General features: G+C 65.9%; 19 protein-coding genes. 5 read left to right on the top strand and 14 right to left on the bottom strand.

Going from position 1 to position 20,632, the window contains the following annotated elements; genetic code table 11:
• Nucleotides 1-2: 2 nt before the first annotated feature.
• Entirely contained in the window at nt 3-1,235 is a 1,233-nt protein-coding gene (gene gspF, locus ACK543_RS02945) for a type II secretion system inner membrane protein GspF (RefSeq protein WP_409941365.1), read from the bottom strand.
• Nucleotides 1,236-1,524: 289 nt separating this feature from the next.
• Here gspF and ACK543_RS02940 point away from each other — a divergent pair, with 289 nt between their 5' ends.
• Nucleotides 1,525-2,310 (top strand): hypothetical protein, encoded by a 786-nt coding sequence (locus ACK543_RS02940; protein WP_409941364.1) that lies wholly within the window; start codon nt 1,525-1,527, stop codon nt 2,308-2,310.
• A 330-nt stretch (nt 2,311-2,640) separates the two neighbouring features.
• On the opposite strand, the gene ruvC is transcribed toward ACK543_RS02940, so the two are convergent.
• From ruvC to ACK543_RS02920, 4 genes are all read right to left on the bottom strand, one after another.
• Complete coding sequence (gene ruvC / locus ACK543_RS02935) at nt 2,641-3,189, bottom strand: crossover junction endodeoxyribonuclease RuvC (RefSeq protein WP_409941363.1); 549 nt, start codon at nt 3,187-3,189, stop codon at nt 2,641-2,643.
• A 57-nt stretch (nt 3,190-3,246) separates the two neighbouring features.
• Nucleotides 3,247-4,239, bottom strand: a complete 993-nt coding sequence (locus ACK543_RS02930; RefSeq protein ID WP_409941362.1) for a phosphatidate cytidylyltransferase — start codon at nt 4,237-4,239, stop codon at nt 3,247-3,249.
• Nucleotides 4,240-4,335: 96 nt separating this feature from the next.
• Complete coding sequence (locus tag ACK543_RS02925) at nt 4,336-5,109, bottom strand: lysophospholipid acyltransferase family protein (RefSeq protein WP_409941361.1); 774 nt, start codon at nt 5,107-5,109, stop codon at nt 4,336-4,338.
• Nucleotides 5,110-5,180: 71 nt separating this feature from the next.
• Nucleotides 5,181-6,092 carry an AraC family transcriptional regulator gene (locus ACK543_RS02920; protein WP_409941360.1) on the bottom strand — a complete coding sequence of 304 codons (912 nt, stop codon included), beginning with the start codon at nt 6,090-6,092 and terminating at the stop codon, nt 5,181-5,183.
• Nucleotides 6,093-6,168: 76 nt separating this feature from the next.
• Between ACK543_RS02920 and ACK543_RS02915 the strand changes: the two genes are divergently transcribed.
• Nucleotides 6,169-7,617: a cytochrome P450 gene (locus ACK543_RS02915; RefSeq protein WP_409941359.1), complete on the top strand. Its 1,449-nt coding sequence runs from the start codon at nt 6,169-6,171 to the stop codon at nt 7,615-7,617.
• A 5-nt stretch (nt 7,618-7,622) separates the two neighbouring features.
• Here ACK543_RS02915 and ACK543_RS02910 read toward each other — a convergent pair whose 3' ends face one another.
• From ACK543_RS02910 to ACK543_RS02890, 5 genes are all read right to left on the bottom strand, one after another.
• Nucleotides 7,623-8,573 carry an MBOAT family O-acyltransferase gene (locus tag ACK543_RS02910; protein WP_409941358.1) on the bottom strand — a complete coding sequence of 317 codons (951 nt, stop codon included), beginning with the start codon at nt 8,571-8,573 and terminating at the stop codon, nt 7,623-7,625.
• 63 nt (nt 8,574-8,636) lie between these two features.
• Nucleotides 8,637-9,371 (bottom strand): monofunctional biosynthetic peptidoglycan transglycosylase, encoded by a 735-nt coding sequence (mtgA, locus tag ACK543_RS02905; RefSeq protein WP_409941357.1) that lies wholly within the window; start codon nt 9,369-9,371, stop codon nt 8,637-8,639.
• Between the two features lie 146 nt (nt 9,372-9,517).
• Nucleotides 9,518-10,360 carry a shikimate dehydrogenase gene (aroE, locus tag ACK543_RS02900; RefSeq protein ID WP_409941356.1) on the bottom strand — a complete coding sequence of 281 codons (843 nt, stop codon included), beginning with the start codon at nt 10,358-10,360 and terminating at the stop codon, nt 9,518-9,520.
• A 101-nt stretch (nt 10,361-10,461) separates the two neighbouring features.
• Entirely contained in the window at nt 10,462-11,322 is an 861-nt protein-coding gene (locus ACK543_RS02895) for a TonB family protein (protein WP_409941355.1), read from the bottom strand.
• A gap of 63 nt (nt 11,323-11,385) precedes the next feature.
• The gene (locus ACK543_RS02890; RefSeq protein WP_409941354.1) at nt 11,386-13,461 is read right to left on the bottom strand and encodes a ribonuclease catalytic domain-containing protein; all 2,076 of its coding nucleotides are present in this window, start codon (nt 13,459-13,461) and stop codon (nt 11,386-11,388) included.
• 169 nt (nt 13,462-13,630) lie between these two features.
• Here ACK543_RS02890 and ACK543_RS02885 point away from each other — a divergent pair, with 169 nt between their 5' ends.
• Nucleotides 13,631-15,220, top strand: a complete 1,590-nt coding sequence (locus tag ACK543_RS02885; protein WP_409941353.1) for a Wzy polymerase domain-containing protein — start codon at nt 13,631-13,633, stop codon at nt 15,218-15,220.
• Between the two features lie 166 nt (nt 15,221-15,386).
• On the opposite strand, the gene ACK543_RS02880 is transcribed toward ACK543_RS02885, so the two are convergent.
• Together ACK543_RS02880 and ACK543_RS02875 are read right to left on the bottom strand one after the other, a co-directional pair.
• Nucleotides 15,387-16,361 (bottom strand): hydroxymethylglutaryl-CoA lyase, encoded by a 975-nt coding sequence (locus tag ACK543_RS02880; RefSeq protein WP_409941352.1) that lies wholly within the window; start codon nt 16,359-16,361, stop codon nt 15,387-15,389.
• An 8-nt stretch (nt 16,362-16,369) separates the two neighbouring features.
• Nucleotides 16,370-16,789, bottom strand: a complete 420-nt coding sequence (locus tag ACK543_RS02875) for an Lrp/AsnC family transcriptional regulator (protein WP_409941378.1) — start codon at nt 16,787-16,789, stop codon at nt 16,370-16,372.
• 174 nt (nt 16,790-16,963) lie between these two features.
• On the opposite strand from ACK543_RS02875, the gene ACK543_RS02870 reads away from it, so the two are divergent.
• Nucleotides 16,964-18,070, top strand: a complete 1,107-nt coding sequence (locus tag ACK543_RS02870) for an ornithine cyclodeaminase (protein ID WP_409941351.1) — start codon at nt 16,964-16,966, stop codon at nt 18,068-18,070.
• Nucleotides 18,071-18,158: 88 nt separating this feature from the next.
• Here the strand turns inward: ACK543_RS02870 and ACK543_RS02865 are convergent, their stop codons facing one another.
• Nucleotides 18,159-18,587, bottom strand: coding sequence for a polyhydroxyalkanoic acid system family protein (locus ACK543_RS02865; protein WP_409941350.1), 429 nt, complete (start codon nt 18,585-18,587; stop codon nt 18,159-18,161).
• 258 nt (nt 18,588-18,845) lie between these two features.
• Complete coding sequence (locus tag ACK543_RS02860; RefSeq protein WP_409941349.1) at nt 18,846-19,172, bottom strand: DUF3579 domain-containing protein; 327 nt, start codon at nt 19,170-19,172, stop codon at nt 18,846-18,848.
• A 252-nt stretch (nt 19,173-19,424) separates the two neighbouring features.
• On the opposite strand from ACK543_RS02860, the gene ACK543_RS02855 reads away from it, so the two are divergent.
• Nucleotides 19,425-20,621, top strand: a complete 1,197-nt coding sequence (locus ACK543_RS02855; RefSeq protein ID WP_409941348.1) for an aspartate aminotransferase family protein — start codon at nt 19,425-19,427, stop codon at nt 20,619-20,621.
• Nucleotides 20,622-20,632 lie beyond the last annotated feature (11 nt).

The raw sequence follows: 20,632 nt of genomic DNA, 5'->3' as shown, positions 1-20,632 counted from the left end.
GGTCACTTGACAAACTGGTTGAGCTGGATGATGGGCAGCAGCACCGCCAGCACGATGAGCATCACGATCAGGCCCATGCCCACGATGAGCAGGGGCTCAAGAATGGTCGCCAGCTGCATGGCGCGGCGCTGGACCTCGGTGGAGAGCTGGCGCGCCGCGCGTTGCAGCATCAGTGGCAACTGCCCGGTCTGCTCGCCCAGGCGCGCAAACATCGACACCAGCCCCGGAAACCGTTTTTTCTGTGCCAGGGCGGATGCCAGCGGAGCGCCCTCGCGTACCAGCACCAGCGCATCCAGGGCGTCGGCGCGAAGTGCGCGGTTGTTCAGCGTTTCGGCGGCCGCCTGCAGCGCCTTGAGGATGGGTACGCCCGCACCGGTCAGCATGGCCAGCGTGCCTGCAAAGCGTGCGGCGTTGTAGCCGCGAGCCAGCTTGCCAACCAGCGGCAGGTTGAGCCAGGCGGCGTCAAAACGCTCGCGCAAGGCAGGCACGGTCAGTGCCCACCGCATGCCCATCGCACCCAGCCCCACAACGATGAACATGGCCCACCCGTAGCCACGCACCAGTGCGCTCAGGCCCAGCATGGCCGTGGTCAGAAAGGGCAGCGCCCGCTTGCTACCGGCAAACACGCTGGCCACCTGGGGCACCACATACCCCACCAGAAACAGCACGATGACGATGGCCACGACGGTGACGATGGCCGGGTACAGCGCTGCGCCCACCAGCTTGGCCTTGAGGGCCTGGCGCTCTTCCAGGTCATCGGCCAGGCGCTCCAGTACCAGGCCGAGGTTGCCGCTTTGCTCGCCCGCGCCGATCACCGCGCAGTAAATGTCCGAGAACTCGCGTGGATGCTGTGACAGCGCGCGCGCAAAGCTTGATCCGGCGTTGACCTCGGAGCGCAGTGCTGCCACCAGGTTGCGCTGGCGTTCGTCGTCGGCTTCGTCAGACAGCGCAGTGAGTGCACGCTCCAGCGGCAGGCCTGACGAGACCAGGCCCGCGATCTGCCGCGTCCAGATGGCAAGCCCCGTGGCGTTGAACACCGGCCGGGTCAGCAGCCGCTGGCCCAGGCTGGCGCTGGTGCCGTCCATGGAGCGCCCCGTCTGGACCTGTTCCACCGACAGCGGCACCAGAGCCTGGGCGCGCAGCATGCTGCGGGCAGCCTTTGCAGTGTCGGCCTCCATCAGCCCCTTGCGGGTCTGACCTTGGGCGTCGAGGGCTTCAAAAGAAAAGGCGGGCATGCAACAGACGGTGTTCGCGGTGAAACAACAAAACCGCCATCCTATCTTGTGGCGTTGGGTGGGGGTTTTACGGACGCGGCGGCCCGCCGCCCAGCCTTGGCTCTGGCATACGCTGCTAAAACCCGCCCTCCCGTGCGAAGGTTTGTGGCGCCTTGCACACGATTTATGGGCATGGTGAAACTGATCATGCGGTACTTTGGATGGGTGCGATTAAGATATCTTTCGGATTGAGGGGGAGTCGTGTTAAAGCGGCCGTCTCTTGCTTGCGCTCACGAAGGAGAAAGTTTCAATGATCAACAGGTCTGTTTGGGGTGGGTTACTGGCAGCATTCGCCCTGGCGGGGTGCGGGGGGGGAAGCAGTGGGGATGAGGCGGCAGCGCCGCCGCCGGTGAAACCACCGTCCACCGTTGTGACCGGCGCCGAAGGTCTTTGGACAGGTCGAACGCCTGATGCGCTGAACGTTCAGGCCGTCCATCTCGAAAATGGCGAAACCTGGAGCGTGCTGAGCGCTTTGGACGGCACGATCGTGGCGTTCTCCCAAGGGAATATCCAGGCGTCGGCTCCAGACCAGATTACCGGCACGGGTCGATATTTCAATGTGGTGGATCAGGCATCCGTGGCCCTGCGCAGAATCGATCCGGTCAGTTACTTTGGCCGGTTCTCGGTCAGGGATTCGGTCCAAATCACCGCTCCCAACGAGTTGAAGTACGCCGGCACTTACGACGTGCTGTACGAACAACCGGCAGCGATCACCGAAGTGGTGGGCACGTATGTCGGCTCGGCCATTGGCAATCAGGTCAGGATCCCGCAGATTACCCTGTCGATAACGACGGGTGGCTTGGTATCGACCAACTCCTACGCTGGCTGCTCCGTTCGCGGAACCCTGGTTTCCCGCGCCAGCGGCCGGAACGTGTTCGACCTGCCCCTGACGTTCAACGGTTCAGCCTGTCCGGTGGGTAATGGCGTGGTGATCAATCAAGTCGTGATTTACAACCCAGCCACCCGTCTGATCTCGCTCATGGGTCAGAGCGCCAAAAAGGACGAGACCTATATCTATGTCGGGCAGAGGAGCTGACCTGGCTCTTTGAGGCAAGCGCTGTATTAGTCCGGCGAGTCTGCTCCAGCGCAGCCCGCCTGGATCATGCAAAGGTTCCCGGGCGGCCTCCTCGCACTCGACTAGCCCGGCGAGGGCTTGGATCACAGCATCCAGCGACAGCGACCGCAGGCGCAGCGACGGGTTGTCGATATCACCCACCAGCTTCAGCCCGTCGGCGTCTGTGGCCTCAATGCGGTGCGTTTGCGCCGTCCCCCCTGTCCGGCCCGTCCATCACGGGCGCGGCCAAAACGTTGCGGATCGCCGCAGGTTCGCGCAGTGGCAGGCAGGCTTGGAAGCGGCCGGCCGAGCTCAGTAGCTGCGCCCCCCCTTGTACATCGCATGTTGCCGCCGGTTCAGCGCAGCGGTCTCGCCCAGCCTGCCCATGGCGGCCCCTGCGTGCGCGTGGGTGATCGCCAGCCCAAGCCCGTCGGCCGCATCGGTGCCGGGCAGGCCGGGCAATTGCAGCAGCCGCCGCACCATATCCTGCACCTGGCTTTTGGCCGCGCGGCCGTGGCCGACCACGGCTTTTTTCATTTGCAGCGCGGTGTATTCGGCCACGGGTAGATTTCTGGCCACCAGCGCGGTAATGGCCGCGCCGCGTGCCTGACCCAGCAGCAGCGTGGACTGCGGGTTGACGTTGACAAACACGATTTCAACCGAGGCCACATCGGGCTCATAGCGCGCCGCAACTTCGGTGATGCCGTCAAACAAGATTTTCAGGCGCCCGGGCAGATCACCCAGCGCCAGCGTGGTGGTGCGTATGGTGCCGCTGGCCACGTAGCGGAGCTTGTGGCCGTCCACGTCCACCACGCCGAAGCCGGTGGTCTGCAGGCCAGGGTCGATGCCTAGGATTCGCATTGCTATAAGTTTAGTAGCTATCAGGGCAATACAGTCGCGCGGAAGTGGCTTTTTTGACTATAAACCGAAGTACCAGCGCACGGAATGGAAGAACACGGGCGCAGCAAAGCACAGCGCGTCCACCCGGTCGAGCAGACCACCCGCGCCCGTGACCGACATGCCCTGCATGCCCCAGCTGGTGATGCCCCGGTCGCGCTTTAATGCCTTCATCACCAGATGCCCCAGGCTGCCGGCCAGGCAGGCCAGCAGCGCCATGCCCAGCGCCTGCCCGGGCTTGAAGGGTGTGATGAATGTGAGCAGCGCGCCCGCCAGCCCACCGGCTGCCACGCCAGCCAGCCAGCTTGCCCACTGAAAGCTCTGGCTCACGTTGGGTGCCACCGGGGTGTGCGGAAAGCGCCGCCCCAGCAGGTGCTGCACCACCATGCAGGTCTGCACCACAAACACCAGAAAGAACACCAAAAACGCGCCTTCCTCGCGGTAGCCCGGAAAGTCGAGCAGCAGCAGCGCGGGCACATGGCTCATGCCGTACACGCAGACCATGATGCCCCACTGCAGCTTGGCGTTGCGCTCCAGAAAACGCTCCGGGTCATTGGCCAGCGCGCTTGACACCGGCAGCGCCAGAAACACGTACACGGGGATGAACACCGTGAACAGGTTGAACATTTTGCTGCCCACAATCCAAAACTGCAGCGGCAGCACCACGAAGAACGCCAGCACCAGGCTGCGGTGATCGCCGCGCCGGGTGGGCGAGAGCGTAATGAACTCGCGCAACGCAAAAAACGAGACGACCGCAAACAGCACCGTGGCCATCGTCTCGCCCAGCACCCAGCCCACCCAGAACACCGTGGTCATGCCCCACGATGTCTTGAGCAGCCCCCAATAGCGCCGCGCCTGCATCGCCCGCGCCTCGGAGTCGAGCGTATCGCCATGGTGCATACGCAAACTGTGCACAAAGGCCCATGCGGTCACGATGGCCAAAATGCCGAACACCACCACAAACAGTGCGCCCACCTGCTGGGTGGCCGACAGGCCGCGCAAAAACTGGTTCATGGCGCAGCCCCATCGACAGGCGAGCGCATGTGCCCTGAGCACTGCACTGCACACAGCCTGGTCGTATCGTGTGACACCGTCGATGGATGGCGCATGTCAGATGTCCCTCAGCGCCAGCACGGCGGCCCGCGCACGGTTCAGGAAGGGGCGGCGATCCTCGCCGCGCTCGAGCGCGATCGGCGCGCCAAACGTCACCGAGCACAGGATGGGCACGGGCACGACTTCGCCCTTGGGCATGACCCGTTGCACGTTGTTGATCCAGGCAGGCACAAGCACCACGTGCGGAAACATCTGCGCCAGCTTGAAAAGGCCCGACTTGAACGGCTGCGGCTCATCGCCATGGCCGCGCGTGCCTTCCGGAAAGATCACGATGGAATCACCGCTCTCGAGTGCCCGCACCAGCGGCGCGAGCGGATCGCCCGGGGGCAGGGCGGCGCGAAGTTCTTCGGGCGTGGGTGCGCGGGGCGGGGCCTCGGGCGACGGATCGGGCCCGCCCGCCATCGCAGTGTCTGCATCGGCCGCGGCGCGGGCCATGTCGCCGAGCACACCCGCGCCATCGGCCGGTGCCGCCAGGGCCGCACGGGGCGGCGTGGCCTGCCGGTCCACATACACCGCGTTGAAGACCGCCGTGGTGATCCACTGGCGAAACGGGGTCTTGGTCCAGTAATCTTTGGCCGCAATCGGGCGGGTGATACTGCGCAGCTCTTCGGGCAGCGCCGCCCAGATCAGCACCATGTCGGCATGGCTCTGGTGGTTGGCAAAGTAGATGCGCTGCTCGGCCTTGGGCGGGCAGCCATACCAGCGTGCCTGGGAGCCCGTGAGGAAGCGCACCACCCCCAGCAGAAGAAAACTCATCAACTTGGCAAGCATGGCGGGGATGATACGGGGCGTGGTGGCTCGCACATCGTCCAGCGTGCTCGGCGGCTGTGCTGCCCAATCACCTAGGTCCAGATCCGGTACACCCAGAAAGGTTCTTCTGTGCAGATGCCGTCAAAAAGCGCCTGTGGAGCAAAGCCGGTGATGCGGCGTGTGACGCGGCACAGGTGGGGCTGGTCGGAAAAGCCGGCGCTCGCCGCCACATCCGCCCAAGGGACCGCACCATGAAGCGACTCGGCCGCCAGGGCGTCAAAAAAGGCCTGCTCTGCCTTGCCAAAGCCGCGCAGCTCGCGCAGCGGCAGGCCCGCCCAGCGCTTGATGCGCCGCTCGAGCTGGCGCAGGCTGCGGCCGGGGCCGGAGATGGCCGCGCGCTGCGCCAGGTGAACGGCCCAGTCGCCATAGCGCTGCGTGGACAGTCGCTGCGTGGGGCGGCATGCTTGCCAGCAGGGCTCCAGAAAGGATTCCAGGCAGTCCATGCGCGCGGCGTTGTCTAGCTGGCGCTGCACGTCTTCGCACATGGCGATCCAGTCGCGGGGGAGGACGGTTTGGGCATCCACCATCCGGTCGGTCAGCGCTTCCGGCTCGATGCCGGTGAGTTGATGCAACGCATCGGGCATGAACATCACCATCATCGCGTGCGTCGGTTCGGCGCAGTAACTCGCGCTGGGTCTGGTTTGTGGGCCAGCCAGCACCCAGCGGCCCGGGTAGGCCTCGCGCGGGCTGTGCAGGTCTGGCACAGCGTCGGGGCGGTCCGCCACCAGGGCCTCGCTGCGGCCTTCGAACCACCAGCTCAGGCTGCACAGCGGTGTTGCCGGAAAGCGATTGATGCGTTGCGCGTCGCTCAGGCTGTAACCCACCGTGGTACGGACGATAGTGCCGCGCAGGCAGGCCGACAGGCTGGCACGCGGCAGCCACAGTTCCCCCGAGGGGATCAGGCCCTGCGGATGGCGTGGGGAGGGTGGGACCAGGGTTGCCATGCGCCGCGAGTGTAGGGCAGAGGTGATGTCGCATTCGTTCAATACCCGGCCGCTGTTGCATTGCACCATGCACGCCATGAATCACTCCACGCCGACTGCAATGCCTTCGATACCCGCATCGCCAGCTGAAACAACGCACACCGCACAAAACCCCAGCGTCCACGCCGGGGGGCCACCCAGCCGCTGGTGGGGCCTGCCCCTGCTGCGGGCGATGCGTTCCGACTACCTCGGTTTTGTGACGCGCCTGCAGCGCGACCATGGTGACCTGACGCGCATGTGCTTGGGCAATGAGGATGCGTGGGACCTGATGCACCCCGACCTTGTGCGTGAGGCGCTCGTCACGCATGCCGATAAGCTCATCCGCTGGGAGCGCGGCATCGCCGTGTTCGAACAGGTGTTCGGCCAGAGCGTGCTGGTGACGGAGGGCGATACCTGGCAACGCCACCGCCGCATGCTGATGCCGGCCTTTAGCCCCAAGCGGGTGGCGGGCTACGCACAACTGATGACCGACGCTGCCCGCAGGGCACTCGATGCCGCTGTGCCGGTCGGCCAGTGTGAATCCCTGGTGTCCATGGACACGCTCTGGACCGATGTGGCCATGGACGTCATCTTGCGTACGCTGTTCAGCGAATCCGCCCAGGCCGATGCGCGGGAAGCCGCCTGGGCGACCCAGACGCTCTCGGAAACCGCGTACCGCGAAATGTTCATGCCGTTCACCTTGCCCGATTGGCTGCCCCTGCCTGGCAAGGCGGCCAAGCGGCGCGCGCTCAAGGCACTCAAGGGTCTGGTGCAGCGCCATATCGACGCGCGCAGCCGGCAGGAGAGCGATGCGGTGGCTGCCCCACCGCGCACCGACCTGTTGCACATGCTGTTGTCGCTGCGTGACGACGCCACTGGCGAGCCGCTGTCGCCGCAGGAGGTGTTCGACCAGTGCATCGTCACCTTCCAGGCTGGGCATGAGACCAGCGCCACCGCCCTGCTGTGGTGGAGCCGCCTGATGACCGAGCACCCCGACGCTGCGCAGCGCGCGCAGGCCGAGGTGGATGCCGTGCTGCCACCTGGCATCACCCCCAGCCCCGAACACCTGGCCCAGCTGCCGTTTCTGGCTGCCACGCTCAAGGAGGCGTTGCGTCTGTACCCCCCGATTGCCGCGCTGATGACGCGGCGCACGATCGCCCCCATCATGCTCGGCGGCACGGCCGTGCCCCAGGGTGCCCTGCTGCGCGTCACGCCCTGGGTACTGCACCGCGACGAACGCTGGTTTGCCCAGGCCGACCAGTTTGTGCCCGAGCGCTTCATGGAGGGCGCCCCGGACATTCCCAAGGGTGCGTGGATTCCCTTCGGCATCGGCCCGCGGGTGTGCATTGGGCAGCACTTTGCGATGCTGGAAATGACCTTGCTGGCGGCGATGCTGCTACAGCGGTATCGGCTGCGGTTGCCGGAGGGGGCCGCATCGTGTGTGCCCAGGCTGCACGTCACTATGCGGCCCGAGGGAGTCGTGCGTTTGTGGTTGGAGAGACGGTAGTGGGGCTACCAGCCTTGGAGCCAGCCGGGCAGTCCGCGAGCGTAGAAAGGCGTCACTGAGTGAATGCTGGCGAAGAAGAACACAGACGATGTCAGATTAAAGGCCAGGGTAGCCACGATCCATGGGATGGCCATCCAGCTTCTTCTTGCCCTTACCCGAAGCGTCATGGCTGACGCGACGCCTTGGAGGGCGAAGAAGACAGTTTGATATCCCTGCACGCGCCCTATGGCCGCATAGAAGATCAGCTCGTGAAGCAGCGCTGACATTCCAAACACCATGAGCGTGGTCCGCACGGGAGCGCGATGGCCGCCCAGGGGTTTGAAGACGTCCTCCCAAAAAAACTGCTGCACGTTGCGGTTATAGCGCCGCCAGAAATCCGCGGGCGTCCGTGCCGCAAAAGGCTGACTCATGTAGTCCCGTGCTGCGCCGCCTGAAAGCCTCCAAAGGGCGGTTGCCGCGCAAAGCCCGCAGACTATGGCGCCCATCAGGCTTGTTACCTTGCTGATGTGTTCCAAGACGAACGTTCCGTCTCGCCAATCCATGCTGAAAAGCCAATCAAGGATCGTGATACCGACGGTGCAGCCAAGCGCCCCACCTACGACGCGAAGGATGTTGTCGCGCCGTTCAAGAGAACGCTCCAGCGGCAGACATCGCCGAACCAGAATGAATGGATTAACGAGGAAGGCGAAGAACTCACCACGCGTCTGTGGAGCGCCTCGTCGTTGATCCACCCAGGCATCGATGACCTTGATGGCAGTGAGGGCTGCGGACATGGCTGCGAGGAACCGAACTAGCGGCTCATCGGCCGGGATCAACCACGGCGAGAGCTGCATCAGCACACAACTGCCCAGTAGCAGCCCCGCCTGCATGGAGCTGGTCGCGCCCCGGTGCGTGACCCATGGAAAACAGGCCATCGCCAACAGAAACGGGGCAAGAAATCCGATGAGTTCAGACATGGGCAATGTGTTGTCTTGGCGTTCTCGCGCTACCTTCTCCTGCAGTGCCGCTCTGCGCATGCCTCATGGCAGCTCCGCACTCCCCATCCGCCCCAGAATCGTCCGCGCCCGCCCCGCGAGATACGCCGACCCCGGCATCTTCTCAAAGCGCTTGGGCGCAGGCAGCATCACCGCCAGGCGGGCGGCCTCGGCGGCGCTGAGCTGGCGGGCGCTTTTGCGAAAGTAGTGTTGCGCGGCGGCCTCCGCGCCAAAGACGCCCCGGCCCCACTCCACGTTGTTCAGGTAGATCTCCAGGATGCGCTGCTTGCTCAGCAGCTTTTCCAGCGCCATTGTCAGCACGAATTCCTGGCCCTTGCGCAGCATCGTGCGTTCGCCGGAGAGCAGCAGGTTTTTGGCCAACTGCTGGGTAATGGTCGAGCCGCCGCGGATTTTGGGTTCACGCACGGGGCGGTCGGGGGAGCGGGCCTGCGATTGGCTGGCCTGGGCTTCGGCCTTGGCGTTGCGCTCCCAGGCTTTTTCGATGGCGTTCCAGTCCACGCCCTCGTGGTTCACAAATCCGTCGTCTTCCGATGCGACCACGGCGCGCTTGAGGTGCTCGGAGATCTGCGCGTAGGGCACCCACTGCTGGCGCCACGGTATGTGGCCGGTGGTGGCGATGAGTGACCAGGCTTCCGAGCGCTGGAATGTGGTGGACTCAGGGTCGATGGCGGCCATCGCGGCAATCCGCAGCACAAAAAAAAGCTGCAGTGCCACCAGTGCGCAAAGCACCAGGCCCAGCCAGCGCAGGACGGCTTTCATCGCAGTGGCGTTCCTGGCATGTGGCGTGGGTGACGACTTGGCATGACCTTGCAGAACCTTGCTGGCTGAGCGTGCCCAAGCCTTGCGCGGCGCTTGGGCACGCTCAGCGTGAACGGTTCAGGGGGTGCATGCCGATCCATGATGGCTCATGCGGCCTGCCGCATCTCGTGCAGCACTTGCGCGGATGGCGGGCGCACGCCGCGCCACAGGGCGAATGCCTCTGCCGCCTGCTCGACCAGCATGCCCAGGCCGTCGCTGGGCACGGCACCATGGCTTTGCGCCCAGTTCAGAAAGCCCTCGGCCGCGGGGCCGTACATCATGTCGTAGGCCAGGCAGCCCGGGCGCAGCACGGTGGCGGGCACGGGCACCTCCGCGCCAGTCAGACTGCTGGCGGTGGCGTTGATGATGACATCAAAATTAACATCGAGCGCTTGCTGCGAAAGGGCCAAAAGCTCTGCTTTTTGTAGCGCAGCAAGCGTGCTGTGCGACGCAACCAAGGCCTGCGCCCTGGCCACCGTGCGGTTGGCAATGGTGATGTGGCGTGCCCCGGCCACCAGCAGCGGGCCCAGCACCCCCGCAGCCGCGCCCCCTGCGCCCACCAGCAGCACGCGCGCGCCTTGCAGGCTCACCCCGGCGTTGCGGGTGATGTCGGCCACCAGGCCCAGGCCGTCGGTGTTGTCGGCGTAGATGCCGCCGTCGGGCGCAAAGACCAGGGTATTGGCCGCGCCCGCCAGGCGCACGCGCTCGCTGGAATGTGTGGCCAGCGCAGGCGCCTCGAATTTGAACGGCACGGTGACATTGCAGCCGCGCCCGCCCTCGGCCACAAACGCGCGCACGCCCTCGGCAAACCCGTCCAGAGGGATCAGGCGGCTTTCATAGCGGATGGGCTGGCCGGTCAGCTCCGCAAAGCGGGCATGGATGGCGGGCGAGCGGCTGTGGGCTACCGGGTTGCCCATGACGCAGTAAAGATCGGCAGCGGTCGTCGTCATACAGGTGGGTGCGTGGTGCGGCAGGGGCGCAGAGCGGCAGCGGTTGGCATCCAGAGGCAGGGCAGGGCGCGGGGCTGCGGCGGCGCGTGGCAGGCCTGGCCCTATCGGACACTCGTCTCCAGCGTCTGGTCGCGCGTGAACTTGAAGCGCGCCACCATCGCAATCTGGTCGGCCTTCTTGCGCATTTCGGCGTCAAACGCGCCAAAAGGGCCTGCGGCACGGGCAATGGCTTCGGCGCGGCGGTCCAGGGTTCGGTTACCCGAGCTTTGGACCACGTCGGTCGCCAGCACGCGGCCATCGTGGTTGACGGTGACGATCATGGTCAGCTCACCGTACATTTTTTTGCCACCCTTTTCCGGAAAGTTCTCGGTGCCCTTGTCCTCCACCTTGCGGCGCAGTGCGTCGTAGTACACGGCGTAGGACTCTTCGCGCGTGGCGGGGCTGATGTAGCGCTTTTTGGGGCGGGAGTTTTCTTCGTTGATGCGCTTTTCAATCTCGGCCAGCAGTTTGACGAGCTGGCGGCGCCTTTCCTGCTCGGACATCTGCGCTGTGTTCTGGCTCGCCTTGCGCGGGTCGGGCTCGGGCAGGGTGGCCAGCTGCTGGCGCAACTGGGCGAGCAACTGGGTCTGTTGCTCTTTTACGGCGTCGAGCTTGCGCTGCTGCTCTTCGAAGTCGTCGCCGATGTTGGTGAGCGCCGAGTACGGCAGCGGGCTGGTGGCGCGGCCCTGGGCTGCATCGCCGCCGCCCGCCAGGTTGGACTGCGCAATGGCCTGGGCCTTTTCTGGGCGTTCGTTGGACTTTGCGTTGACCAGGATGACCTCAAGCGGCGTGTCCTGGAACACGCGGTTGAAGCCTTCGGGGTCAATGAAGCGCACCGAGATCAATGCGGCATGCAGCGCGGCCGACACCATTAGCGCCACTTGCAGGGTGCTGAGCGTGTGGAAAAAGGCGGGCAGTTTCATCGAAGGTGGCGTGCGGGGATGGGCGGTGGCTTCAGGCTGCCGGATTATCCTCGCGGTGCGGCATCAGCCGCCAGCGGCGGGGGCTGCAGCGGATTCGGCGTCGGCCATGTCCACCGCAATGGCGATCGGTCCGGCCACGGCATCGTCGTCCTCGGCGTCGTCCATCACGGGGCCGTCGTCGCTGGGGTCGGCCGGGTCGTCCAGCCGCTCGATCACGGTGCCGTGGATGTCCAGGGTGATCTCGTCCACCGCGCCCAGCCGCACCTTCAGGCGTGCGCCGCGCGGCAGGTTGGACGCACCCAGCACCGGAAAGACCAGCGGAATGTCATCCGCCCGCACCAGAAAGCTGCCGCCCGGGCCTTCCTTGAAGACGGTGGCGTTCAGCTCGGTGATGCCGTTTTGTTCCACGTATTTCAGCGTCCAGAAGCGCTCCATGCCTGCCTGGTAGCCGTTGTAGGCGCTGTAGGCCGCATCGAAGCTGCTGATGATGGAAAAAAGGTCGGCATCCTTGGGCTTGAAGGGCGCGGCCAGCGCGGCGGTGGCACCATGGCGCGCGCAGGCAATGATTTGCCACTGGTTGACCAGGTCGGTGTAGCGGCGCAGGGGCGATGTGGCCCACGAATACGCTTTGACACCGATGCCCGCATGCGGCAGCGCCTTGGTGCCCATGCGTACTTTCACGCCGGGTGCCATGCTGGCCTGGCTGCGGTAGATGCCGGGCACGCCCAGCTCGGCCATCCAGCTGCCCCAGGTGCTGTTGGCCACGATCATGGCCTCGGCCACGATCAAATCCAGCGGCGCGCCGCGCTGGCGCACGCTGATCTGCACCTGCTCGTGGCCTGTGGGCTCGGCACCGTCGTTGCCCACCAGGCGGAAGTTGTAGTCCGGCCGGTTGAAGTTCTCGGGCTTGCCGCGCACCAGTTCGCGCCGGGCCTTGAGTGCCTGGGCCAGACGGTACAAAAATGATAGCTGCGGGCGCAGCTCCGACAAGCGCGGGTGGGTGTTTTGGTGCTCAAACGCGGGGTTGGTGAGCCAAGCTTCGGTCACCAGGCTGTCGAGCTGGTCGTGGCGCAGGTTGGCGGCCACATGCACGCGCTCGATTTTTGTCTCTGAACTTTTGAATTCCAGCGTGGCCTCGTCCATGGTCACGTACAGCGACACGGCAGGGTTGGCACGGCCCTCATCCAGCGTGTAGGTCTGCACCACGTCGTCGGGCAGCATGGTGATCTTGTAGCCCGGCATGTACACGGTGGACAGGCGGGCGCGGCCGATCTGGTCGATGGCGCTGCCGGGCTCAATCGCCAGGCCCGGCGCGGCAATGTGGATGCCCAGCACCACGGTGCCGGTGCCCAGGCCTTGGACCGACAGTGCATCGTCGATTTCGGTGGTCTGCGAATCGTCGATGGAGTAGGCCTGGGCGGGCGACAGCGGCAGCTCGAGCGCAATGGCGGGGGCCGTGAGCGCCGGAAAGCCGGTGCCCTTGGGGAAGTTCTCGAACAAAAACCGCTTCCAGTGGAACTGGTAGGCCGAGTCGATGGCTCCGGCTTTCTGGAGCAGCTCGAGCGGCGCGGTGTGCGTGGCCCGGCTGGCTTCGACCACGGCCTTGTACTCGGGCGCGTTCTTGTCCGGCTTGAACAAAATTTTGTAGAGCTGCTCACGGATGGGCTGCGGGCATTCGCCCCGGCCCAGGGCGGCAGCCCAGTCGTCGATCTGCGCGAGGATGGCTTTTTTCTTTTCGATGGCGGCCAGCGCCTGCTGCAGGATCTCGGCGGATGCCTTTTTGAACCGGCCCTTGCCGGCGCGGCGGAAATAGTGGGGCGCGTCGTGCAGGCGCAAAAGCGCTCCGGCCTGCTGCGCCAGCGTGGCGTTGTCAGAAAAGTAGTCGCGCGCCAGGTCGGCAAAGCCGAACTCGTCTTCAGGGGCGAACTCCCAGGCCAGGTCCAGCTCGATGGATTCGGCCACGCTCTGTGCCTGGGCGATGAATTCGGCCGGGGCTGGTTTTTCAAACCGAAGGAGGATGTTGGCCGCCTTGGCCTTGACCCGTTTGCCCGAATCGAGCTCGATCTGGGCCGATGTATCGGCTTCGGACAGGATGCGACCGGCCATGAACTTGCCGGCTTCTTCAAACAATGCGTGCATACCGGGGATTGTCCCATGGGGCGCGCCGACGCCCGTCCTGATGGAAGCAGCACCATGGGCTCGCGCTGCCGAGCGCGCCCCGAGCCGTGCGCGTGACGCAGCACCTATGATCGATCCATCGGCGGCGGCGTTGCCTGACCGCTGCGCCCCGTATCGATCCACACGCCCCATGCTCCTTGACGCTGTTGCTGCGCCGCTGTTTGTGATGGCGGTGTCGCTGCCCTTCGTGTTTGGCTACACCGCGCCTCCCATCGCCAATTTTTGGCCTTTGACCTTTGCGTGGGCCTGTGGTGTGGTCGCCATGCTCTGTTTCGTGCGGTGCACCCGCGCGCTCGGCGGGGTGCAGGGCCGCTGGGTGATGGCCCGCCAGGTGGCAGCGGCCATGCTGCTGGCGGCGCTGGTGGGGGGGCTGATCGGGTTGGCGCAGTACGTGGCGGGTGATCTCGGGTGGTCGCCGTGGGTACAGGCCTCTGTGCCTGGCCAGGCGATGGGGAATCTGCGCCAGCGCAACCAGCAGGCGTCCCTGCTGAGTCTCGGAGTCTGGGCCTTGTTGTGGATGGTGATGCAGACCCGGGCGCGCAGCGATGCGGGCGCGAGCGCCGCGTCGGCTCCGCCATCGCCCGCCGCAGGGCTGCGTGTGTGGCGCTCGTGGCTGGTGGGCGGTCTGATCATCGGGGGGCTGGCGTTTTTGGCCGTGGCCAGCGCTGCAACCACGTCGCGCACAGGGGCGGTGCAATGGTTGTTGATCGTGGGGCTGGTGATGCTGTGGCGCGCCCGGGGCGGGGCTGCGGACCTGGGGCTGTCGGTGGCGGGGGTGGGGCTGTATGTTCTGGCAGCGTGGTGGTTGCCTGGCCTGTTGCAGGAATGGACCGGGGCGACCGCCGAGAGCCTGGTCACGCGCCTGCACGGCGAGGCGTCTGGCTGCACCAGCCGCCGGGTGCTCTGGGCCAATGTGATTCACCTCATCGCTCAAAAACCATGGTTGGGCTGGGGTTGGGGTGAGCTGGACTACGCGCACTACATCACCCAGTTTCCTGGTGCGCGGTTCTGCGTGCTCCTCGATAACGCCCACAACCTGCCGTTGCATCTGGCTGTGGAGCTGGGCCTGCCAGCGGCGGGCCTGCTGTGCCTGGTCGCGCTGGTGTGGGTCATGCGCGCCAAACCGTGGCGCGAAACCGACCCGGCGCGTCAGCTGGCCTGGGGTGTGTTGGCGATCGTGGGCTTTCACAGCCTGCTGGAGTTTCCGCTGTGGTACGGCCCCTTCCAGGTCATCACGCTGCTGGCCGTGGCGCTGCTCTGGCAATGGCCTCTGCCCGCCTGGGCGGCCACACGCGCCGCGCAGGCAGCCGGTGTCGCTGGATTGGTATGCGCAGCGGCGGTGGCCCTGGCTGCGGTCTGGGACTACTACCGCGTCAGCCTGCTGTACCGGCCCGCGCATCTTCGGCCCGCCGCCTACCAGCAGGACACGGCGGCCAAGGTCTCCGATGCGGTGTTTTTCTCGGATCAGGCCGACTTTGCCTGGCTTTCGACCACCACGCTGACGCAGGAAACCGCGCCACGCAGGTATGCCGTGGCCTTGTCACTGCTGCATTTTTCGCCGGAGCCCCGGGTGATTGAAGCGTTGATCGGCAGCGCGGAGCTTCTGGGTCAGGACGGCGAGGCAGCGTTTCACCGCGAGCGCTACCGAATCGCCTATCCAGCGGACTTCCAGCGGTGGGCGGGGGCAAGGGCCTTGGCGGCATCGGTGCCAGACTATTGAGTCGGCATCAACCAACTTGAATGCGTTGATGCGGTTCGAAGCTCTGCGCAAGGCTTCGACAGGCTCAGCCCGAACGGCTGGTTCAAGTTCAAAGGTGCCGACTCAATGATCAGGCAAAGGAATCGCGCAGCGCATCCCCTGGGCGACCCCGGACGCCTGTGGCGGGTCAGCCCGCGTGGTGGGCTGCGCCTGGCGCTGACAGCACCCAGCCCTGGGGCAACCCTGCCGCGGGCGTCATGCCATACAGCGGCTCGCCGGGCAGCCCGGCCTGGAGCGGCAGCCGCGCGGCCATGAGCAGGTTCAGGTCCACCCCGGTGGGGATGCCCATGGCCTCGAACATGAAGACCAGGTCTTCGGTGACCACGTTGCCCGATGCACCCGGTGCGTAGGGACAGCCGCCCAGCCCGCCCAGGGACGCATCGAATGTGCGCACCCCGGCCTCGTATGCCGCCAGACAGTTGGCCAGGCCCAGGCCGCGCGTGTTGTGCATGTGGGCCGCGCCCGCCTGGGCTGCCAGCTCGGCCCGCAGCCGGGTGAACAGACGGCGCACCTGCGCCGGGTTGGCCATGCCCGTGGTGTCCGACAGGCCCACCTCGTTCACCCCGGCCTGCGCGCAGGCCACGGCCATGCGGATCACGTCGTCCTCCGGCACGGGGCCTTGCAGCGTGCAGCCAAATGCGGTGGACAGGCCCACCTCCACCTGTACTGCCGGGGCCCGCGCATCGCGCAGGGCCACCACGGCACGCACTTCGTCAAGCATGGCCTCGGGCGTCTTGCGCACGTTGGCCAGCGAATGCGCGGGGCTGACCGATACCGGCAGGGTGACTTTGTGCGCCCCGGCGGCGATGGCGGCCTCGGCCCCGCGCAGGTTGGGGGCCAGCGCCATCACGGTGATGCCTGGATGCGTCAGCGCATGGCGCACCACGTCGGCCGCATCGGCCATCTGTGGCAGCAGCCGGGCGGGCACAAACGAGCCCACTTCGATCTCGCGCAGGCCGGCGGCCGCCAGCGCGTCAATCCAGCGCAGCTTGTCGGCGGTGGGCATGGTGGCTTGGACGGACTGCAGCCCGTCGCGCGGACCCACCTCGCTGATGAGGACATGGTGGGTGGTCGGGGTGGGGGTGCCGGCAAGCTCGCGCATGGGGCGGATCAGCGGTAGGTGGACAGATGGATGTTGGTCTCGGTGCTGCGGATGCCGGACACCAGCCGGATGCGTTCGAGCACCTGCGACAGCTCGGCCATGGACCGCGCCTCCAGCTCGGCCAGCAGGTCCCACCGGCCGTTGGTGTCGTGCAGCGACGCCACGCCCGGCTCGCCCAGCAGGCTGGCCACCACCGTGCGGCCGTGGTTGCCCTCGACCATGATCCCCATCCACGCACGGATGCGGTCCGGCTCGGCCTCGGGCCGCAGCTTCACGGTGTAGCCCACGATCACCTGGCTGTCTTCCAGCTTGCGGATGCGGTTGGTCACGGTGCCGCGCGATACGCCCAGCTTGTGCGCGAGATCGGCAATGTTCATGCGCGCATCCTGCCGCAGCAGGCGGATGAGGGATTGGTCGATTTCGTCCATGGGGCTGTGGCCGCCATGCACGGGCTGACGGCATGGCTTGGCAATTTTGAAATGAAGGTCTGTCATTTTGGCAAAACTTGCCCCGAAACGGCACATTTCTGCCGCTTCCAGTTGGCGCGCACCGGGCAGACACTGCCCCCAACAGACCAGCCATCGCGTCCAGGAGACCACGCCATGACCGCCCGCCGCGCCCCCACCCACCGCAAGCCCGTCACCCTGTACCTGAGCGCGCCCGAGGCCGCCCGGCTCATTGGCGCCAAGGGGCTGCCAGCCTGCCTGCAAGGCATTGCCGACTGCATTGCGGCCGACTTTCTGCGCTGGGGCGACTTCGACAAGTCCGCCCGGGTGGCCAGCTACTCGCCCGGCGGGGCCATCGAACTGATGCCGATTGCCGACGATGCAACCTACACCTTCAAGTACGTGAACGGCCACCCGGGCAACACGCGCCTGGGCCTGTCCACCGTGATGGCGTTTGGGGTGCTGGCCGATGTGGCCACCGGCACCCCCCGCTTCCTGAGCGAGCTCACGCTGACCACGGCCTTGCGCACGGCGGCCATGTCCGCCCTGGCGGCCCGTGCGCTGGCGCGGCCGGACAGTAGGGTGATGGCGCTGATCGGCAACGGGGCGCAAAGCGAGTTTCAGGCCCTGGCGTTCCAGCACCTGGTCGGCATCCGCGAGCTGCGCCTGTTCGACACCGACGCGCGCGCCACGGCCAAGCTCACGGCCAACCTGGAGGGCTCGGGCCTGGCCATCGTGGCGTGCATCAGCGCAGCCGAGGCCGCCAGGGGCGCGGACATCATCACCACCATCACGGCCGACAAGCGCCGGGCGACCGTGCTGGGGGCCGACATGGTCGCGCCGGGCACGCACATCAATGCCGTGGGCGGCGACTGCCCGGGCAAGACCGAGCTGGAGGCCGCCGTGCTCACGCTGGGGCCTGTGTTTGTCGAGTACACCCCGCAGACCCGCGTAGAGGGCGAAATCCAGCAAATGCCTGCCGATTTCCCCGTGACCGAGCTGTGGGAGGTGCTGGCTGGCCGCGCGGCGGGACGCCGCACGCGTGACGAGATCACCCTGTTCGATTCGGTGGGCTTTGCGCTGGAGGACTTCTCAGCCCTGCGCTTCATGTACGGCGCGGCCCGTCAGCTGGGCATGGGCACGCACATCGAACTGGTGCCGGACCTCGACGATCCGCGGGACTTGTTTGCCCTGCTGCGCCCCACGCTGCAGCGCGCCCCGGCAACCGCGTGCGACGACGCCGCGCAGGCGCAGCCGGCATGACTGGCCAAGCGTTCCATGGCGGCGCGGGGCAGGAGCGCTGACCCAACAGCGCGGCTGCTATACAAGCAGCGCCTCAGTGCAGGGGCGCTCAGGGCTTTTTGGCTTTGGCGGCGGGCTTGGCCGTGGCGGCCTTCGCGGCGTGCTTGGCAGCGGGCTTGGCAGCGGGCTTGGCAGCGGCCTCCGGCGACTTCTTCTTGTCTGCCGCGTGCGCCTTCGCACCCGGGTGGGGCGCGTTGAGCAAGGCATCGAGCTGCTCGCCAATCTCGGCCTCGATGCGGTCCTTGAAAGCGCCGAACAAAAAGCCCAGTTGCGCTCGCATCTCGAACTGGTGGCCATCGACCAGCAGCGTCCCCTTGACGCCCGTGCGGCTGAAGGTGAGCAGGTCTTCGGTTTTGCCTTCTTCGTAGGTGCATTCCATATCGAACTTCGCTTCTGCCTGTTCAGCCCAGGCAAAAGCGACCTTGCGGGCTTCCTTGAAGCCCAGGTGGTGTTCGCGATGGATGTGAATGTCTGGCACCGGGTGTCTCCTTGGGGCGTGGGTTGTTTTTTGGGGGCGCTCTAGGAGCCTGTCGGACTTGGAAATCGTCGGCTGCAAATCGACCGCAGCGGTCCATTTTTACCCGCCTTTTTGCCCCAGAGCTCGGCTATGGGGCTGCAAATTCGGCAAAAACTGTCCTCGCTCTCGCCGATTTTCGCTTTCGACGCTCCAAGTCCGACAGGCTCCTGGTGCAACAGGAGACCCGCACACGGGTCGTGCGGGAGACGACGCGGTCGCTCAGCGTGTGGGTAGCTGGGGAGGGTCCGGCAGCAGGCAGGCTTGTGCCACCTGCAGGTTGTTGTCGCGCGCAAAGTTGATGACGAAATCCCAGGCCATGGGCTCGTGGTCGCGCAGATCACTGTGCACCACCACGCACTTCACGCCACTGATCACGGTCGGAATGCACCAGGGCGAATAACTCAGGTGGCTGCCTGGCCGGGCCCCGCCCGGGCGAAAGCTGCTCATCACCCCGGCCAGCCGTTCAGCCCAATCGCTGGGACGAAAGGTTTTCCCATCCTGGGTGATGCCCTGGATGAAGACTTCTTTGGCGGAGGGGGAAACCATCGGGGATTGGAGTGGTGGGGGTGGCGCAGGCACAGGATCGCTGCATGCTGCACTGCAACCGGGATTCTAACTCTTATATAAGAGCTGGCGCCCCCCCTCCACCGCGCGCCGCGACCGGGCTGCGAGGCCCGCATTGCAGTGATGCGGAAACATCAACAGATGCCCCGCACGCTCCACCTAGAATCGTGCTTCGCTTTCTGGGGCAGACGGCCACAAGCCGCCCCACCACCGTACCGTCTGGAGATTTGTGCAATGACCGCTTCCACACCGGCAGCTTCGCCCCACGTGATGAACACCTATGGCCGCGTGCCCATCGCGCTGGCCCGTGGGCAGGGCAGCCGCGTGTGGGACGTGAACGGCAAGGAATACCTCGACGGCCTGGGCGGCATTGCCGTGAACACGCTGGGCCACAACCACGCCAAGCTGGTGCCCGCGCTGCAGGATCAGCTCACCAAGCTCATCCACACGTCCAACTATTACCACGTGCCGCTGCAGGAAACGCTCGCCTCCAAGCTGGTGGAACTGTCGGGCATGACCAACGTGTTCTTCTGCAATTCGGGCCTGGAGGCCAACGAGGCGGCCCTGAAAATCGCGCGCAAGTACGGCGTGGACAAAGGCATTGCCCGGCCGGAGATCGTGGTGTACGAAAAGGCCTTTCACGGCCGCTCCATCGCCACCATGTCGGCCACCGGCAACCCCAAGATCCACAGCGGCTTCGGCCCGCTGGTCGAGGGCTTTGTGCGCGTGCCGGTGAACGACATCGAGGCCATCAAGAAGGCCACCGAAGGCAACCCCAACGTGGTGGCCGTGTTCTTCGAGACCATCCAGGGTGAAGGCGGCATCAACCCCATGCGGGCCGAGTACCTGCAGCAGCTTCGCAAGCTGTGCGACGAGCGCGACTGGTTGATGATGATCGACGAGGTGCAGTGCGGCATGGGCCGCACCGGCAAATGGTTTGCCCACCAGTGGGCCGGCATCGTGCCCGACGTGATGCCCCTGGCCAAGGGCCTGGGATCGGGCGTGCCGATTGGCGCGGTGGTGGCAGGCCCCAAGGCCGCCAATGTGCTGCAACCCGGCAACCACGGCACCACCTTTGGCGGCAACCCGCTGGCCATGCGCGCGGGGGTTGAAACCATCCGCATCATGGAAGAAGACGGCCTGCTGGCCCACGCCGCCACGGTGGGCGCGCACCTCAAGGCCGCCTTGCAGCGCGAACTGGGCAGCCTGCCCGGCCTGAAGGAAGTGCGCGGCCAGGGCCTGATGCTAGGCATCGAGCTGAACAAGCCCTGCGGCGCACTGATTGGACGCGCTGCCGAAGCGGGCCTGCTGCTGTCGGTCACGGCCGAGAGTGTGATCCGCCTGGTGCCACCGCTGATCCTGACCACTGCCGAGGCCGATGAAATCGTCGCCAAGCTGGTGCCGCTGGTCCAAGCCATCCTGGCCGAATGAACAAGAGCAAC

The sequence above is a fragment of the Acidovorax sp. genome (genome assembly GCF_046341535.1).
In the GTDB taxonomy this organism is placed as follows: Bacteria; Pseudomonadota; Gammaproteobacteria; order Burkholderiales; family Burkholderiaceae_C; genus Acidovorax.
Note: the sequence above shows the minus strand (reverse complement) of the source record. Positions and strands in the feature narration are given on the sequence as shown.

What these genes read in the sequence shown, in the direction of transcription:
- ACK543_RS02940 (WP_409941364.1), top strand. Translation starts at nt 1,525, where the DNA reads ATGATCAACAGGTCTGTTTGGGGTGGGTTACTGGCAGCATTCGCCCTG.
- aroE (WP_409941356.1), bottom strand. Translation starts at nt 10,360, where the DNA reads ATGACGACGACCGCTGCCGATCTTTACTGCGTCATGGGCAACCCGGTA.
- ACK543_RS02855 (WP_409941348.1), top strand. Translation starts at nt 19,425, where the DNA reads ATGACCGCTTCCACACCGGCAGCTTCGCCCCACGTGATGAACACCTAT.
- ACK543_RS02885 (WP_409941353.1), top strand. Translation starts at nt 13,631, where the DNA reads ATGCTCCTTGACGCTGTTGCTGCGCCGCTGTTTGTGATGGCGGTGTCG.
- mtgA (WP_409941357.1), bottom strand. Translation starts at nt 9,371, where the DNA reads ATGAAAGCCGTCCTGCGCTGGCTGGGCCTGGTGCTTTGCGCACTGGTG.
- gspF (WP_409941365.1), bottom strand. Translation starts at nt 1,235, where the DNA reads ATGCCCGCCTTTTCTTTTGAAGCCCTCGACGCCCAAGGTCAGACCCGC.
- ruvC (WP_409941363.1), bottom strand. Translation starts at nt 3,189, where the DNA reads ATGCGAATCCTAGGCATCGACCCTGGCCTGCAGACCACCGGCTTCGGC.
- ACK543_RS02910 (WP_409941358.1), bottom strand. Translation starts at nt 8,573, where the DNA reads ATGTCTGAACTCATCGGATTTCTTGCCCCGTTTCTGTTGGCGATGGCC.
- ACK543_RS02895 (WP_409941355.1), bottom strand. Translation starts at nt 11,322, where the DNA reads ATGAAACTGCCCGCCTTTTTCCACACGCTCAGCACCCTGCAAGTGGCG.
- ACK543_RS02915 (WP_409941359.1), top strand. Translation starts at nt 6,169, where the DNA reads ATGAATCACTCCACGCCGACTGCAATGCCTTCGATACCCGCATCGCCA.
- ACK543_RS02925 (WP_409941361.1), bottom strand. Translation starts at nt 5,109, where the DNA reads ATGCTTGCCAAGTTGATGAGTTTTCTTCTGCTGGGGGTGGTGCGCTTC.
- ACK543_RS02875 (WP_409941378.1), bottom strand. Translation starts at nt 16,789, where the DNA reads ATGGACGAAATCGACCAATCCCTCATCCGCCTGCTGCGGCAGGATGCG.
- ACK543_RS02870 (WP_409941351.1), top strand. Translation starts at nt 16,964, where the DNA reads ATGACCGCCCGCCGCGCCCCCACCCACCGCAAGCCCGTCACCCTGTAC.
- ACK543_RS02930 (WP_409941362.1), bottom strand. Translation starts at nt 4,239, where the DNA reads ATGAACCAGTTTTTGCGCGGCCTGTCGGCCACCCAGCAGGTGGGCGCA.
- ACK543_RS02880 (WP_409941352.1), bottom strand. Translation starts at nt 16,361, where the DNA reads ATGCGCGAGCTTGCCGGCACCCCCACCCCGACCACCCACCATGTCCTC.
- ACK543_RS02920 (WP_409941360.1), bottom strand. Translation starts at nt 6,092, where the DNA reads ATGGCAACCCTGGTCCCACCCTCCCCACGCCATCCGCAGGGCCTGATC.
- ACK543_RS02860 (WP_409941349.1), bottom strand. Translation starts at nt 19,172, where the DNA reads ATGGTTTCCCCCTCCGCCAAAGAAGTCTTCATCCAGGGCATCACCCAG.
- ACK543_RS02890 (WP_409941354.1), bottom strand. Translation starts at nt 13,461, where the DNA reads ATGCACGCATTGTTTGAAGAAGCCGGCAAGTTCATGGCCGGTCGCATC.